Source organism: Streptomyces sp. NPDC051561, from assembly GCF_044454195.1.
In the GTDB taxonomy this organism is placed as follows: Bacteria; Actinomycetota; Actinomycetes; order Streptomycetales; family Streptomycetaceae; genus Streptomyces.
Window position 1 is genome coordinate 1 of sequence record NZ_JBITDM010000049.1, and the last position, 14,499, is coordinate 14,499.

The 14,499-nt window shown below is 65.4% G+C and carries 12 protein-coding genes and 1 pseudogene; 6 read left to right on the top strand and 7 right to left on the bottom strand.

The window, feature by feature from the left end; translation table 11 throughout:
- Nucleotides 1-273 precede the first annotated feature (273 nt).
- The gene (locus ACIA73_RS41360) at nt 274-585 is read left to right on the top strand and encodes a hypothetical protein (protein WP_399444189.1); all 312 of its coding nucleotides are present in this window, start codon (nt 274-276) and stop codon (nt 583-585) included.
- 84 nt (nt 586-669) lie between these two features.
- Here the strand turns inward: ACIA73_RS41360 and ACIA73_RS41365 are convergent, their stop codons facing one another.
- Both ACIA73_RS41365 and ACIA73_RS41370 read right to left on the bottom strand, forming a co-directional pair.
- Nucleotides 670-1,779 carry a transposase gene (locus ACIA73_RS41365; protein ID WP_399444178.1) on the bottom strand — a complete coding sequence of 370 codons (1,110 nt, stop codon included), beginning with the start codon at nt 1,777-1,779 and terminating at the stop codon, nt 670-672.
- A gap of 176 nt (nt 1,780-1,955) precedes the next feature.
- Nucleotides 1,956-2,090, bottom strand: a pseudogene (locus ACIA73_RS41370) (DUF6192 family protein); the annotation flags it as partial.
- A gap of 450 nt (nt 2,091-2,540) precedes the next feature.
- Between ACIA73_RS41370 and ACIA73_RS41375 the strand changes: the two are divergent.
- The 3 genes from ACIA73_RS41375 to ACIA73_RS41385 all read left to right on the top strand — a co-directional run bounded on the left by ACIA73_RS41375 (nt 2,541) and on the right by ACIA73_RS41385 (nt 4,367).
- Complete coding sequence (locus ACIA73_RS41375) at nt 2,541-3,086, top strand: peptidase inhibitor family I36 protein (RefSeq protein ID WP_399444179.1); 546 nt, start codon at nt 2,541-2,543, stop codon at nt 3,084-3,086.
- Nucleotides 3,087-3,092: 6 nt separating this feature from the next.
- Entirely contained in the window at nt 3,093-4,136 is a 1,044-nt protein-coding gene (locus ACIA73_RS41380) for an IS630 family transposase (protein WP_399444180.1), read from the top strand.
- 66 nt (nt 4,137-4,202) lie between these two features.
- Nucleotides 4,203-4,367, top strand: coding sequence for a hypothetical protein (locus ACIA73_RS41385; RefSeq protein WP_399444181.1), 165 nt, complete (start codon nt 4,203-4,205; stop codon nt 4,365-4,367).
- Between the two features lie 75 nt (nt 4,368-4,442).
- Here ACIA73_RS41385 and ACIA73_RS41390 read toward each other — a convergent pair whose 3' ends face one another.
- Nucleotides 4,443-4,847 (bottom strand): hypothetical protein, encoded by a 405-nt coding sequence (locus ACIA73_RS41390; RefSeq protein WP_399444182.1) that lies wholly within the window; start codon nt 4,845-4,847, stop codon nt 4,443-4,445.
- Nucleotides 4,848-5,855: 1,008 nt separating this feature from the next.
- On the opposite strand from ACIA73_RS41390, the gene ACIA73_RS41395 reads away from it, so the two are divergent.
- Nucleotides 5,856-6,341 (top strand): hypothetical protein, encoded by a 486-nt coding sequence (locus tag ACIA73_RS41395; RefSeq protein ID WP_399444183.1) that lies wholly within the window; start codon nt 5,856-5,858, stop codon nt 6,339-6,341.
- Between the two features lie 1,022 nt (nt 6,342-7,363).
- Here the strand turns inward: ACIA73_RS41395 and ACIA73_RS41400 are convergent.
- Complete coding sequence (locus tag ACIA73_RS41400) at nt 7,364-7,681, bottom strand: DUF6221 family protein (protein WP_399444184.1); 318 nt, start codon at nt 7,679-7,681, stop codon at nt 7,364-7,366.
- Nucleotides 7,682-7,726: 45 nt separating this feature from the next.
- Here ACIA73_RS41400 and ACIA73_RS41405 point away from each other — a divergent pair, with 45 nt between their 5' ends.
- The gene (locus tag ACIA73_RS41405) at nt 7,727-8,494 is read left to right on the top strand and encodes a transposase (protein WP_399444185.1); all 768 of its coding nucleotides are present in this window, start codon (nt 7,727-7,729) and stop codon (nt 8,492-8,494) included.
- A gap of 124 nt (nt 8,495-8,618) precedes the next feature.
- Here the strand turns inward: ACIA73_RS41405 and ACIA73_RS41410 are convergent, their stop codons facing one another.
- The 3 genes from ACIA73_RS41410 to ACIA73_RS41420 all read right to left on the bottom strand — a co-directional run bounded on the left by ACIA73_RS41410 (nt 8,619) and on the right by ACIA73_RS41420 (nt 13,891).
- Complete coding sequence (locus ACIA73_RS41410; protein WP_399444186.1) at nt 8,619-9,551, bottom strand: transposase family protein; 933 nt, start codon at nt 9,549-9,551, stop codon at nt 8,619-8,621.
- Between the two features lie 21 nt (nt 9,552-9,572).
- Nucleotides 9,573-12,725 (bottom strand): RHS repeat-associated core domain-containing protein, encoded by a 3,153-nt coding sequence (locus ACIA73_RS41415; protein ID WP_399444187.1) that lies wholly within the window; start codon nt 12,723-12,725, stop codon nt 9,573-9,575.
- Nucleotides 12,726-13,483: 758 nt separating this feature from the next.
- Nucleotides 13,484-13,891 (bottom strand): peptidase inhibitor family I36 protein, encoded by a 408-nt coding sequence (locus tag ACIA73_RS41420; RefSeq protein ID WP_399444188.1) that lies wholly within the window; start codon nt 13,889-13,891, stop codon nt 13,484-13,486.
- Nucleotides 13,892-14,499 lie beyond the last annotated feature (608 nt).

Here is a 14,499-nt window from a genome sequence, read left to right on the forward strand (position 1 = left end):
AAATGTACGGCCGGGCCAACTTCGACCTCCTGCGACGCCGCATCCTCCTCTCACCGTGATCCACCAGTCGGCACCCCCAAATCAGCGCCAGAGCCACTTTCTGTGATGTGGCCACGCTGGGTGAAGTTGCAGTGGGCCAGGACGAGCGAGGAGCTTCGGCCTTCGCCACAGATCGCTTCTCAGTGAGTAGTCGTACTCATGTGTGAAACCCGTTACGGCCACATGCTGGTCTCGTGCGGTCGAGCGGGCGGTCACGGGATGTGGGTGGTGAGTATGGAGCGTGGAAGTGATCCGTCGATGGGCCAGCAGGTTGGAGTCAGCATTGCGCTGCTTGTCCTCGACCTTCTGGTCATCGCTTGGTTGGTGTTTCGCTACGGGGTGGCGGGCTGGGCCGATGGCAAGGGAAGGGTCAACCCGCCCGACGCCCCGCAGGTGGCATGGCAGGGAATGTGGATTCTGGTCGGCGGAGCACTTGTCACCGGCGGTGGTCTCCTGGCCTTGCACTGGCGGGCTTCAGGCATCATGCAACTGGTCGTCCTGGGAGTCGGAGCAGGGGCGCTCGCGTACTTTGCTCTGCGGAAATAGCGTGCTTCTGGCTGTAACTACCTTCCCTCGACTTTCCTCCCGCCCCTTTCGTTCACCCGGGGCAGCCGCGCCGTAGAAGCGACGTCACGCTAACAGGACTCGTTTCCGGAGAAGTTCGAATCCCGCACGGCCGAACATCTGGCGTTTGAGCATCTTGATCCGGTTGACATGGCCCTCCACGACGCCGGAGTTCCAGGGGAGGGTGAGGCCGGCGGTGACGGCGTCGAGATCGCGCAGGAGGTGCTGGGCGAAATGGCGGAGGCTGGGCAGGTCGGTGGTGGCGCTGGCTGCCTCGATCCAGTCAGGAAGTCGGTCGCCTTGCAGGTTGGTGAGCATGTGGGCGAAGGAGCGTACGTGTTGGGCGAGGGCGTTCAGTTCGGGGCAGTAGGCGAGAACGGCCTTGAGTTGGAGGCGTTCGTTTTCGCGCAGTGTGTCGGGGTGGGTGAGGAGCCAGCGAGTGACGGCGCGGGCTGATGGTGGGCGCGGGCCGACTGGCCGGGGCTTGTCGCGAAGCGTGCTGCTGACGTAAGCCCGGACGGTGTTGTAGCCGCGTGGGTAGCCTTGTTCCTTGATCTCCTCCCACAGTTTCCAGGCGTTGGTGCAGCCCTCTTGCCACCGCTGATCGAGGTAGGGCTTGAAGTCGTCGAGTCTGGTCGCGCGACCTTGCCACTGCCCGGTGAACATGTCCTCCGGACTTCCGGCGCGGGAGAAGCGCATGATCGTGTTGAGAGTCATGCCGAGCTGCCGGGCGACGGATCGCTTGCTGTGTCCGGCAGCCAGGAGGGCATGGATGGTGGCGTGCTTGGCGCGGGTGCGCTCGGCGAACCGGTGCCCGGTCGGCCAGGGCGACGATGCGGTCGACTCCGGTTTCTCCTGCGGTTCTTCCGGCTGTGCCGGCGTGGGGCGTAAGCAGCCTCGGTGGCGGTAGACGCACTTTTCGGCGGCTTCACTCAGGTTGTGCCAGAGATGCCACCGGTCAGCGACCTGGAGGGCTTGCGGAGCGCCGCGGGTCGCCCCTTCGGCGAAGACGGGGGCACGATCGCGGCAGATGATCTCGATGCCGGGCCGCTCGGCGAGCCAGGCCGCGAGGGTGTCTGCCTCCCGGTCGGGGAGGGGGTCGATCGGACGGCGGGTCTCGACGTCGACGAGCACGGTTCCGTAGATGCGGCCCTTGCGCTGGGCGTATTCATCCACGCCGACCACACGGGGTGTGGTGGAGACGGGGTCCGGCAGCCGCGCACGATCCGGGCCGGCTCGCCCATCCGGTCGATCTCCCGTTCTCCATCGAAGACGGTGTCGTAGTCGTCCTCCAGCGGCTCGGCCTGCTCGAACTGGGCCTCGTTCACCAGCTCCCGGGCCCGCGGATCGAGCATCGTCTTGAACGCAATCTCTGGCCGGTGCAGGAAGTCGGTGGCCACCGCCACCGCCACCGCGACGGCCTCGTCGTCCTCGACGAGTTCTTGGATCGCCTCGATCTTCTCCTGAGCGGTGACCGGCTCCGCCATCCTCCAGCCCGCGGCCCTCTTGGCCTGGCCCAGTCCGGACCTTGAGGAACAAGCTCACGCCCGGCGCCGCCCGCAGGTCGAAGTGTGGCGCCGTGGCGAGGCGTGCAAGCTGGCTGGTGGAGTCCCCCTCAACACGTCCTGGAGGCCGCCTCGCAGGCCCAACGCCCGCAACCGCTGGCCTTGGGAAGGGACACCCTGTGAGGTCACCCACGCTGGCGTCCCTCAACTACATGAGATTGCGTTACGAGATCTTATCAGCGCAGGTCAGGATCACTTTCGTTTCCGGTCGCGCATCGAACAGCCCGCCTATTGAAAGCCACCGGGGTAAAGCGGAATGCGGCATACCAGTGGAATCATTCCTTCCGGTATATAAACTTTCCTCACAACACTCCCAGGGGTCGCACATGTATGACTAAGATCCAGTGTCAACGACCGAAGGGAACCACAGCCGTGAATAAATTCGTCCGCTTTTCGGCGAGATCCGTCATAGGTGGGATGTTACTGATCTCCTCATCTCTGGCAATTAGCGCACCAACCGCAATTGCAGAAGACAAATCAATGCTGCCACCCGTCGCCGCAGAAGACATTCGGGCTGAAATAAAGAGCCTGACGCTCGATGAACGAAGAATCCTCCAAGCGGAGATCGACGACACTATCACTAAAACCAACAACGGTGCGGTACAGATCAGCGCGAACGAGGTGTCATGGAACGGCGGCGAACCGATCGTCACATTCCCCCTCCCCGGGGAAAAGCGAGTCCCTGCCCCCTCCGAAGCGGCGCTCCTCCTCGATAACGTAGACCCGGCCGACATCAACGGTATACAGGCACAGGCCGCGGAGCCGGACTGGAAGGGATGCCCTGCAGGCGCCTCCGACAATCGCTGGTACTGCTTTTATCAATGGCCGAACTTCGAGGGCAAAATGATAAAGTGGAACTGGGCTCACTGTGGAACAGGAATTATTGAACCGAAACGGTTTGGTTGCCTTGCTCGTTGAGGGTGTGTGATCGAGCTTGGGGGTGCGCGGGGTCTGGGGCCTGCCGCGCAGGAGGTGGTGCGGCTGCGGGTGGTGGCCGCTCTGGAGTCGGGGCAGGTTCGGACGTACCGGCGGGCGGCCGAGGTGTTCGGGGTCTCGGAGCGGTCCGTGGGCACCTGGTGGCGCAAGTACCAGGCCGCGGGCAGAGAGGCGCTCGCGGCGCCGGTCAAAGCCCGGACCGGGCCCGGTGAGCTGATCGGGCCCGAGGACCGGGCGGTGCTGTTCCGGGCAATGGCCGACTACACGCCCGAACAGTTGCTGATCGGCGGCCCGTTGTGGACCCGGGCCCTGGTTGCAGAGCTGATCCGGATGGTCACCGGTGTCACCATGACCGAGCAGGGCGTGGGCAAATGGCTGCGCCGGCACGGCTTCACACCCCAGCGCCCGGCCCGCCGCTCCTACCGCCAGCAGCAGGAGAAGGTGAGTGCCTGGCTCGAAGAGGAATACCCCGCCATCGCCGCCCGCGCGAAGGCCGAGAACGCCGTCGTGGCCTGGACGGACCAGTGCGGACTGCGCTCGGACACCGCCCCGCCGGGACGCTCCTGGGCCCCCACCGGACAGACCCCGACCGTGAAGGTCAACGGGCGCCGCTTCCGGGTGAACATCATGTCCGCGATCGCCTCCCGCGGCTCTCTCTGGTTCACCGTGTTCACGGGGAAGTTCACCGCGAAGGTGTTCACCGCCTTCCTCGACCGGCTCGCCCGCCAGGCCGGCCGCAAGGTCCACGTCATCGCCGACCGGCACCCCGTCCACCGCAGCAAAGCCGTCCGTGCCTGGCTCGCCGACAACACCGAGCGCATCGAGCTGCACCTGATGCCCGGCTACAGCCCCGAACTCAACCCCGACGAAATCCTCAACGCCGACCTCAAGCACCACGTGCACGCCGCACGCGCGACCTCAGCCGACGACCTCGCCCGCGAAACCCGCCGCTTCCTCCACCGGCGCCAGCGACAACCCCGCCGCGTCCAGGGCTACTTCCACGCACGACACGTCCGCTACACCCTCGAATAGGCAACCAAACCGTTTCGGCTCAATAGCTTCTCGGACTTCGGTTACGATAACCTGACCACCGGAATCGTGAACACCACTGAAAATGAACCGAACACGGGGATGATCCTGACCATGTATCACAATTGGTTCGGAGGCCCCGCACTGCGCGTTATGCCGTGGACCTTGATATCCAAGGTCGACCCATTCCATGACAATAAATTCAGCAGCTTCACCGCCTGCCGCATCCCTTGAGGATGAATCGCCGCTAAACCCTATGGGCGAAGGGCGGTAAGCAACAGCTGTTGCTTACCGCCCTAAATATTTAAACTACACTCGACCATCCACTTCATCCTCCAGTGATTTGATTCTCCTCAGAAGGTCAAGGTGGCTAGCCTCCAACTGGCTCACCCTAGTTGCTAGGCTTGGCTCCGATCGTCCCGATTTATCTGAAAACGAGGTGTCTATGAAATAGGTATCCGTGTATTCGTCGTGATACTGAATCGCGCTCAATGCTTGAAGCTCCACGACAGCGGACGCTGCTTCCGTTTCTGAGATTCGGTAGAGCGACATCAAATCAGCGATGGAAGGGAGGATGTCACCTCGTTTGAACCTTCCGTACTGCACGCCTTCCTTCACTTCATCTAGAAGGTCGGCAACCCCTGTACCTATACCCCTCACCCCTGTCAGTGAAATAGACGGCAGACCATCGGGGCGTTTCCTCTTCCGCTCCATGTGCCACTCCTGTCGTCGCGCGAGGCTTAGAATTTAGCAAATGCTGTATGGTTAATTAGGCTGGCAGCTTCTCAACTAGGAAACAGGAAAATTTCCAGTAGCGCAAGAGAAAGCGCATTGCGACTGACGCACGGCCATGGTGGACGGTCTGAAGCGGGTGCACGGACGCGACAAAGACGGTGCTGGAGAAGCATCTGCGCTGGGGAAACGCCGATTTCAGTCGCTCGTGATCCACAATTGCAGGCATCCGCGTGCTGACGTCTTCTGGAACTTCGGGGGTAGTGCCCTGGCGCGTACTCCTTCCTGCACCGTGCCTGACATGGTGCTCCCCCCGGGCGGACCTGTGAGCGACGCCCACAACTGCCAGCTCAGCCGCTGAACTGCCCATTCTGGTAAGGCTCTTCGCCGCCATAGGCTGCGGCCATGGCACACCCCGGCACCGTATGGACGACCTGCTCGCGCTCGACACCGACCTGAAGTTCCTGGAGTGGCAGCCGACCGCGCTGGAGCCGGCTGTTGCCGCCCTGGTGCTCACCGCTGAGCCCGACATTCCCCCTGCGAACACCTACGCGAGCGCGGTACGGATGGCCGGCCCCGGGATGGCACAGCGGGGCAGCGGCCACCTGGCCAGGCTGCTGATCGCCAGTGCGGACGCTCTCCGGCCTTCCCTCGCGCTCGCCTCGCCTGCGGGCAAGCGGCTGCGCAGCGGTGTAGAAGCTCTGCTGGCGTCCGTACGGAAGACGCCGCTGGACTGGGCAGCGGGACATGAGCTTGTACGGGGCTGGGTGACCGAGGCGCAGCGGCAGCACCAGGACGGCCGCTGGGACATGAGCGATATGGACCGGGTCGCGGCCGTCGTCTCAGGTGCCCACCCTGGGCTGGGAGGGGCGCCACCACCGAGTCCTCGGAGACATCCGATGGGCCCACGCCAACACCGCCCACGCCGTTACGGCTTTCGAAGCCGGCCGCCTGGAAGCGGAACAACACGGGGCCACCGGGGAACGCGCCATGGTGCAGGTCCGGCTCGCCCTCGCACTCTCCTTCGCCGACCCCGTACGGGCCCACGACGAACTGGCCTACGCCCACCAACTGTTGAGCGGCCTGGACCAGCGCTCCAACACTCTCCTCGCCCACACCGCCGCACTGATCGCGGACGCCGGAACCGACACCGTCCCCAGCCGCGCCCACACCCTGCACGCCGACATCGAAACCGCCGGACTGCCCTTCCTCCACCGCTTTGTAGAGCTCGCCCTCGCCTTCCACTACGCCGTCCGCACAGAAGAACAGCCCCTGGGAGCTACCCTCGCCCGACTGCGCCAGCTCACCGCGAGCGGCGACTTCGCCTACTTCACCGACATCGCGCGCTTCATGGGCAGCCTCCCCGCCATCCACCCCCCGACCGGCACGCAGTGGCTCGACACTGAATGCGCCGTCCGCGCCCGCTGGCAGGCACTGGTCATTGCCCGCCGCACCCACCTGACCACTCCGCAGTGAAATCGCTGCGCGACGTCAGGACGGCACCTACTTCAGCGCCCGTCCCGGGCGGCACCGCGGCCTGCCACCGCATCCTTCTGTCTCAACTGCTGGGATAGAAGCCGTATACCTCGGCACCTGTTCCTGCCTTGAATGCCCACGAGCGAACCGGCCGCTATGAGCAGTGAGCTGCTGCACCATCAATTCAACCACGGCAAGGAGGCCCCGGTAGCCGAGAATATTACTGCGGCTTCTTTTTCGCAGTGACGACACCTTGAATAACAGCAAGAATCAGACCAGCCACACCAATTGCTACTAGCCATATGGCGTCGCCCCAGTCCGGGTTGCTCCGCCCCTTTATTGCGACGTAGGCCATGGGGACGAGTGCCACTGACCAGGAACCGGCTATCCCAAGCGCATACATGCGGACCCGCTTGGGGTTGTGTTCAGTGGAAACGCGCCGAGGGCGCCCCACCGCCGTATATAGTGCCGCGATTGCAAAAATTGCTATACCGCCGAGCAGTAGCTTCGAAAATAACGGGTAACCCCATGTAACGGAAATCACCATGAGCCCCAGGGCGATGAGCAGAGTCGTCCCTGACCACAATAAAAAAGGAGCCCTGTCGTTTCGAATACCTACCATAATTTCCCCTACTAAAGATGGCGAGTAGTAGGGGCCCGCTTGGGCCCCCACTACTTTACTTTCCTACAGAAGGTTCGCCTTGCCTACACCCTTCAGAATTGATCCGGCAGCACCTCCTCCTATTGCACCCAGCACCCCGCCTACTGCGCACTGCGCTGCCTGCTCTCCGGGTCCTTCTCCTGAACTGGCAGCGCCAGCAGCGGCGCCTGCACATCCCCCGAGGCCGAAACCGACGTAAGGTGCGGCAGGACCAATCACGGGCGCCAGAACTACCGTTGCGGTAACACCCACAGCAACACCGAATACGACGCTAAGACCTGTCCCGTAAGTGATCTTCAGTGGGTGTAGTTCGGTCCAACACGTGGCCTCGCTGGGCACCCTGTCCGTGGGCTGCGCCGCTTCAGGCCCGTGAGGGAAAGTCAGGGTGGCCGGTGTAGGGCGAGGCGAGGTCTCGCAGGTCGTGGCACGGCCAGGGGTCGCGGGCGTGACGGGCCAGTATGCGCCGTTTGGCTTCGACCTCGCGCAGGACGCGGGCCGGGTCGTGCAGAGCCACATGCAGAGCAATCGCGGGGTGGAATCCGGAGAGGTCAACCTGACAGAAGTCGACCGTGTGTCCGTGGGCAGACCACTCCCCGCATCCGTCGCCGTCGCAGCGTCGCGCCAAGTCGGCCTCCTCGTCCAGCCGCGCCTTGAGAAACTTCACCAGCTTTTCAGTCATAGGAGCATTCTCGACGTTGTATCGGCGCCATGAAACGATCTTGTGGTGTCTGGTGTGATCACGGCGTCGGAGTCGTCCTGGATAGCCCCGTTCACGGGGCTGAGCCCGCGTGTCTTCGGCAAGTTGGTGACTGCGTTGCGCCGTGAGGGTGCGGATCCGGTCCGCAAGGGCCGCCCGTGGTCCCTTCCGCTGGAAGACCGGGTGCTGCTGGTGGCGGCGTACTGGCGCACGAACCTCACGTTGCGCCAGCTTGCCCCGCTCTTCGGTATCTCGAAGTCGGCAGCCGACCGCATCATCGATGATCTCGGCCCGTCGCTCGCGCTGCAGCCTCGCAAGCGATTCCGTAAGGACACCGTGCTCATCGTGGACGGCACCCTGGTGCCCACCCGCGACCACACCATCGCCGAGCAGTCCAAGAACTATCGATACTCCACGAATCACCAGGTCGTCATCGACGCTGATACCCGGCTCGTCGTGGTGGTCGGCCGGCCTCTGCCCGGCAATCGCAACGACTGCAAGGCGTGGGAGGAGTCCGGCGCGAAGGCCGCCGTCGGCAAGACCATGACGATCGCCGACGGCGGCTATCCAGGCACCGGGCTCGTCATGCCCCACCGACGCCGCAATGGCGAAGAGCTGCCCGACTGGAAACAGGCCCACAACAAGTCCCACAAACAGGTCCGCGCCCGCGTCGAGCACGTCTTCGCACGCATGAAGACCTGGAAGATCCTCCGCGACTGCCGCCTCAAAGGCGACGGCGTCCACCACGCCATGCTCGGAATCGCCCGACTCCACAACCTCAACCTCGCCGGATAGAGGAGCAGTCGGGCTGGTCACCGACCACGTCCACACGACTCAGAGATCATTTACGGGACAGGTCTTACGACCTCGTGCATGGTTGGCGGTGGCGCGTCGAGAGCCGCTGGTTCGCCCTCGGTGTTCACATTCGCGGATCGGTGGACAGGGTGGCGGTCTGTTGATGCGAGAGGAGTCCGGCGACGGCTTGGATGATGTCGCTCATGTGCTCGCGGCGGCCGTGGTGTCGGGCGAGGGCCCGCCAGTTCTTCAGGTGCCCGATGCCGTGCTCCACTCTGATGCGCCGTGAGGAGTGGGCTTTGCGCTGGCGCTCGTGCATCTCCGTGTACCACTCGGGCGGCTCCTTCTTGAACTTGCGGTGCGGCGGCGTCACCACGCGCCCGCCGGTCTGGGCGCCGAGTCCCTGATAGCCGGCATCAGCCAGGATCTCCATGGCAGGACCGCCGGCCAAGAGCTTGACCAGGCCCAACTTCCGGGCATGAGTGATGTCCGCACAGCTTCCCGGTGCGGCCGGGCTGCAGAACAGCAACCGTCCCACTGCGTCCGTGACGACCATGGACTTCACGGCGTTCTGCTTATTCTTGCCGGAGATGAACTGGTCCCGGTCTTTGCTCCCGGCGGCTGGACGCCGGACCCGAATCTCGGTGCCGTCGATGATTCCGGTCTGTCCGTCGGCGCCGAGGTGGTCGATGACTTCGGCAAGGGTGCGCAGTCGAAGATCGGGCGCAACGGTGCAGCCCCGCTCGGCAAGCAAGGGCCGTACCTCGCCGATTGCACGTGTGATGGTGGAGCGGTCGACGCCGAACCAGCAGGCCAGCACATCGTGGGTGGCACCGTGGCGGAGGTTGACCAAGGTGGCCAACAGCCGGTCGATGAAGACCAGTTTGTGTTTCGCGCCCGCTCCCACGGCCCGGTGGCGGGGCCGCGAGATCAGTCCGTCCCGGTGCCGCTCATGCCACAACGGGCCGATCTCGGCAATGAGTTCGGCAATCACGTCAGGCGTCAGCCCGGTGATCCGCTGGTTTCGGATGACTGCTGCACGTGCCCGGTTCCCCACCACACAGACCATGATCAACGGTCATGGACCGACGCGCCACCGCCAACCATGCACGAGGTCGTTAGCTACTCCGCCCCAGGTGATGAGTCCCGTGGGATCGATTTGGTTGACGGGGTCGCCTTCGGCGTACAGGTACGGGTTCTTCTCCTGGCCGGAGGGGTCGGGGCTGGTGAAGCGGCCGATGCGGGGGTCGTAGTAGCGGGCCCCGTAGTGGTACAGGCCGGTGGGGTCCTGGTAGCCGCCCGCGAAGCGGTAGGGCTGGGGGGCTTTCTCCGTGAAGGTGCCGTCGACGCCGCGGGGGCTGTAGCGGTACTCGTTCACCTTGGCGCCGGTCTCGTCGGCCATGGCCAGGACGGAGCCGAGTGCGTCGGTGAGGTAGTAGTACGACTTGCCCCCGGTCGTCATGGAGTTCAGGGTGCCCGAGGCTTCCCGGTTGAATCCCATGTCCCCGGACGGGTCCGTCTTGCCGGACAGGCCGAGCGGGCCGTTGTGCATCGTGGTGTCGCCGTAGAAGAGGCGCTCGGACTGGTCGGTGGACCCGTAGAGGCCGGTGTATGTCTTCCCGGCGATGGTGACGGAGGTCTGCTGGGAGTGGTCGGACCAGATGCCGCCGGTGCGGGCGCGGTCGGCGCCGCTGGCGCCGTCGGTTTCGTTGCCTGCCTTGTCGTAGCCCCATCCGGCGGTGGAGCCGGCGCGGGAGATGAGCTGGGAGGCGTCGTTGTAGGTCAGGGCGATGCCTGAGGGGCAGCCCTTGGCCGAGCCCTGGGAGGTGAGGTTGCCTGCCGGGTCGTAGCAGTACTGATAGGACGCGGCGAGGGTGGTGCCCTTGGTCTCGGTGGCGTAGGAGAAGCGGCCCGCGCTGTCGTACTCGTAGGTGCGCTTGAGACCGAAGACGCCGTCGGTGGTGGTGCGGATCTTCGTGCCGTCCTTCGTCGCTGTGCCGGCGACGTAGGAGTAGGTGTAGGAGGTGTGGGTCAGGGTCCCCTTGGGGGAGGTCGCCTTGATCAGGGTGGGGCGGCCGGACTTGTCCGGGGTGACCTCCTGGACGGTGCCGCCGGGGTAGGTGGTCTTGGTGCGTGTGTCGTTGTTGTTGTAGGCGTACGTGGTGGTCTTGCCCGCCGGGTCCTTCAGCGCGGTGAGCCGGTTTGCCGCGTCGTAGGTGTAGTCGGTGAGTCCGGCGGGGTCCTTGTAGGTGTCGACGTTTCCGGCCGGGGTGTAGGTCAGTTCGGTCTGGGAGCCGTCCTGGAGGGTGCGGATCGTCTCGCGGGAGAGCGGGTCGAAGGCGTACTTGATCAGGCCGCCGTCGTCCGTGCGCTGGGAGAGGTTGCCGTCGCCGTCGTAGACGTAGGTGACCGTGGTGGTGGAGGAGGAGACCTCCTTGATGCGGTCACGGTTGTCGTAGGTGAAGACGGAGTTGACGCCGCGGCCGTCCACCGAGGTCTCCACGCGGCCCAGAGCGTCATAGGTGTACGTCGTCTTGCCCAGCGGGGCGGGCGGCGTGACCTCCTTGAGGTTCCCCTCGCCGTCGTACTGGAACTTCGTCACCTTGCCGCGCGCGTCGGTGACCGTGCACCGCTGGCCCTCGAAGCCGCCACAGGTCGGGGTCGCCTTGTTGTAGGTGTACTTCTCCGTGCCGCCGCCCGCACCGGCGACGGCGACCGATTCGGTGTTGCCCGCCGCGTCGTAGGTGAACGTGCTCTTCTCGCCGTCGGCGGACTCCATCGTGCCGGGCACGTCCCGGCCCGCCTTCGTCGCGTAAGCGCCGACCGCCGAGGTCGCCCCGGTGGGGAGCTTGGCGGAGGTGGGGTTGTTACGGGCGTCCCAGCCGTAGGCGGTCTCGTTGCCCGGAGTGGTGCCGACCCCCATGGCGTCGGTGGCCGTCTTGACGTTGTGGTTCGCGTCGTAGGTGGAGGAGCGGGAGTGGCCCAGGGCGTCGGTGGTCTTGGTGACGCCGCCGCCCTGGTTCAACTCGTAGGTGGTGGTGTGCTGTTCGGGGTCCGTGACCTTCGTCTTGTTCGTCTCGTACGCGTACGTGTGGGTGGGGCCGGTGTGGGCGTCGCCGTTGAAGGCGGTGGCGCGCTGCATGGAGGTGACGCGGTTGTTGGCGTCGTAGCCGAAGTTCGTGACGCGGCCGTCCGGGGTGGTGATCCGGGTCAGGCGGCGGGAGGTGTCGTAGTCGAAGACCGTGGCTTTGCCGTCGGTGTCGGTGGTCTTCGCCAGGTCGCCAGCCGGGTTGAGGTCGAAGACGGCGGTGCGGCCGGTGTGGTCCTTGGCCTGCCACTGCGAGGCGCCGGTCCTCACCAGGTCGACGAAACGGCCCGAGCGGGTCTCGGTCAGCTTGAAGCCCTTGTGCTCGGTGCCTGCGTCGTGCTGGGTGACGGTGATCGTGCCGTTGTTGCGGTCGGTGACCTTGGTGAGGGTGCCGCCCGCGTTGTAGGTGTCCCTCGCGCCGGACTTGCGGTCGGTCAGGGTGTACGTGCCGTCCGCGTTCGCCGTCAGGTCCTTCGAGTACCCGGCCGGGGTGGTGTACGTCCCGTCGGCCTTCTTCACGAACCGCACCGAGGCGCCGGTGGCGTCGAACCACACGAACTCCGTGCCGCTGATCTGCGCGTACCGCTCCCAGCCCTGCCACCACCGCTGGGAGACCTTGCCCCAGGGGGCGTCCATCGAGTTGTACGTCCGCGTCAGCTGCAAGGACTGGCCGACACCCGCCACGTCGAAGTCCGTGCCCGCCAGCATCAGGTTGCCGGTGGAGTAATTCACCCGGGCCACCAGGGAGTCGGTGATCCGGAAGTCCGAGATCCGGTGCCACGGGACCGCTCCCTGCCCCTTCGGGACCTCCGCCAGCAACGGGGCGGCCGGGGCGGCGAGGCGGACCTTCTGCGAGGAGCGGGCGCGCTGCTTCTGCGCGGCCCGCCATGCGGCGCGGTCCTTCGACGGGGCGGCCTCCGCGACCGGCGCCGGCGCCTTGTTCGTGCCCACCTTCACCGGCGGGACCGGCAGCCGGGGTACGTCCTTCTTGCCCCACACCGAGTTCGCGGGCACCGGCGGCGGCTTCACCGGGTCGGCCAGCGCGGTCGGCAGCGCCCCGGCGCCCAGGGCGAGGACCGCCAGGGCCACCGTCAGGGTGCGTCTCGCCCGTATCTGTGTACGGGTATGGGTGTGCTTCTGCATCAACTTCCCCCCACGGAAAGTCAGTTACCGGCAACCCCGTTGGCCACCGGAGGCGCACACAGTCACACAGTTCGCACACAGGCAGGCCGGGCGTACCCCGGAGAAACGAATGCATGCGCACAGAAATAAGCCCCTCCGGTTGAGGGCGAAATGGCGGGACATCTCCTGAAGGAGGTGAAGGTTCTACCGAGAGGGAGCGGAGAATCCACGGGAAAACCTGGCCTGTACCTTTCCCTGCGTGCACGTGAACATTTGCTCCAGAGAAGGCAGGCATATGTCCAAGTTGCCTAGGGAGCGGAGGTGATGACATGGCCCTGCAAGGAGACCTGAACGCCTTCTCTGCACACTTCAATGCATCCCTTGGAGCGGTCTCCCAGCAGTGAGCGCAGCTTCGACCAGGTGTCCTGGCTGGGCAGCCAATTTGCAGAAGGGCATGTATGCACAGTTGGGCTGTGCCCCACATCTTGTTCACAAGGCCGCCGTCAAGGCGCACCGGTACAGGGGCGCCCGGTGCGGGTACGTGGCCGACCGGGCCGCTGGCCGACTGCGGTGGCAGTTGGCCGTTGACCCTGGCCAGGTGATTGCCCTCCCGCAAACGGCGGTCACCTGCCCCAACACACCCCTCAAGGTCACGCTCGCCCGACAGACGCACGGCGTCGCGCTGCCCAGTGCCGTGCCACCCGGAAACCGCTCGCCCCGGCACAGGGACCTTCCTGTGCCGGGGCAGCGTCACGCGGTGGGCCGGCAGGGTGGTCCGCTCAGCCGCAATCGTTCTTGTTGATCTTCAGGGACCGGGTCTGGTCATTGAGGTTGTAACCGCGCAGGTCATGGATGGAGCCCCCGCTGCGAGTCACGCATACCCACCGGCCCTTGTGGTTGCGCTTCTCGTAGACGCGGGCCGTGCGGTCGGAGTTGTTGCGCACCGAACTGCCGCGGTCGCGGATGGAGGAGGGCAGGTCCTTGACGCTGCCGTCCACGGCCCGCTTGACCCACGGCTGCCCGCCGAAGTCGACCTCCGGGAAGATGCATACGTACCCGTCCGGACAGCCGATCTCCGCCTCCGCAGCGGTAGGGCTGTGCCCCGCAGCATCAGCGGGGGCGGTCAGCAGGAGCGGCGCAAGAGCTGCGGCGGCGACCAGGGCCGTGCGCATACGAAGTGTCGTCATGCACCCAGCAGTAGCCCCCGGCCGAGCCTGCCCACCAGGCCAAGGACGGCCACTCACCCCTGCGGGGAGCCTAATCCCCTCGAAGGAGTGGCGTCCCTGGCGTGCCGCTTCCGCGCGCTGCGTCGTGGCAGTCGTCAGCAACGCGGCGGCCGCGAGCTGGATCAGGATCTCCCTGCCGCACACTCGACGGCCGACGACGCCGGACCGTGGCTGAGAGGAACACGTCAGCCTCGCCTGAACGTTCAGAAGGGGATGAGGAAGAGGACGGAGCCGCTCATCACCGCTGTGCCGTTTCCAACGGAAACGGCACAGTGGCCCCCAACGCTTGAGGGCGAGGTACCGAGGGCACGGGCTTCCAGGCCCGCTCTGGTCCTTGCACAGGGCAGCGGCCTCGGTCGCTGCGGCCTGACGGCGACATTACGTGTGGGCCTGCTCGACGGGGGACAGCGCGTTAGCCAGAACGACGCCGGTCTCGGGAAGTGCACGGCGGCTGAGGTCGCGCAACGCCGACTCGTAGATCTGCCGCCAGTTGCGGGGAGCCGTCGGGGCGACGACGGCTCCCCGCGTCCGAAGGATTCAGTGGCGCTGGAGCCAGAGAAGGATGAGGC

Bases quoted from the DNA above. Each gene is read 5' to 3' on its own strand.
- ACIA73_RS41360 (WP_399444189.1), top strand. From the start codon at position 274: ATGGAGCGTGGAAGTGATCCGTCGATGGGCCAGCAGGTTGGAGTCAGC.
- ACIA73_RS41390 (WP_399444182.1), bottom strand. From the start codon at position 4,847: ATGGAGCGGAAGAGGAAACGCCCCGATGGTCTGCCGTCTATTTCACTG.
- ACIA73_RS41395 (WP_399444183.1), top strand. From the start codon at position 5,856: ATGGTGCAGGTCCGGCTCGCCCTCGCACTCTCCTTCGCCGACCCCGTA.
- ACIA73_RS41400 (WP_399444184.1), bottom strand. From the start codon at position 7,681: ATGACTGAAAAGCTGGTGAAGTTTCTCAAGGCGCGGCTGGACGAGGAG.
- ACIA73_RS41415 (WP_399444187.1), bottom strand. From the start codon at position 12,725: ATGCAGAAGCACACCCATACCCGTACACAGATACGGGCGAGACGCACC.
- ACIA73_RS41420 (WP_399444188.1), bottom strand. From the start codon at position 13,891: ATGACGACACTTCGTATGCGCACGGCCCTGGTCGCCGCCGCAGCTCTT.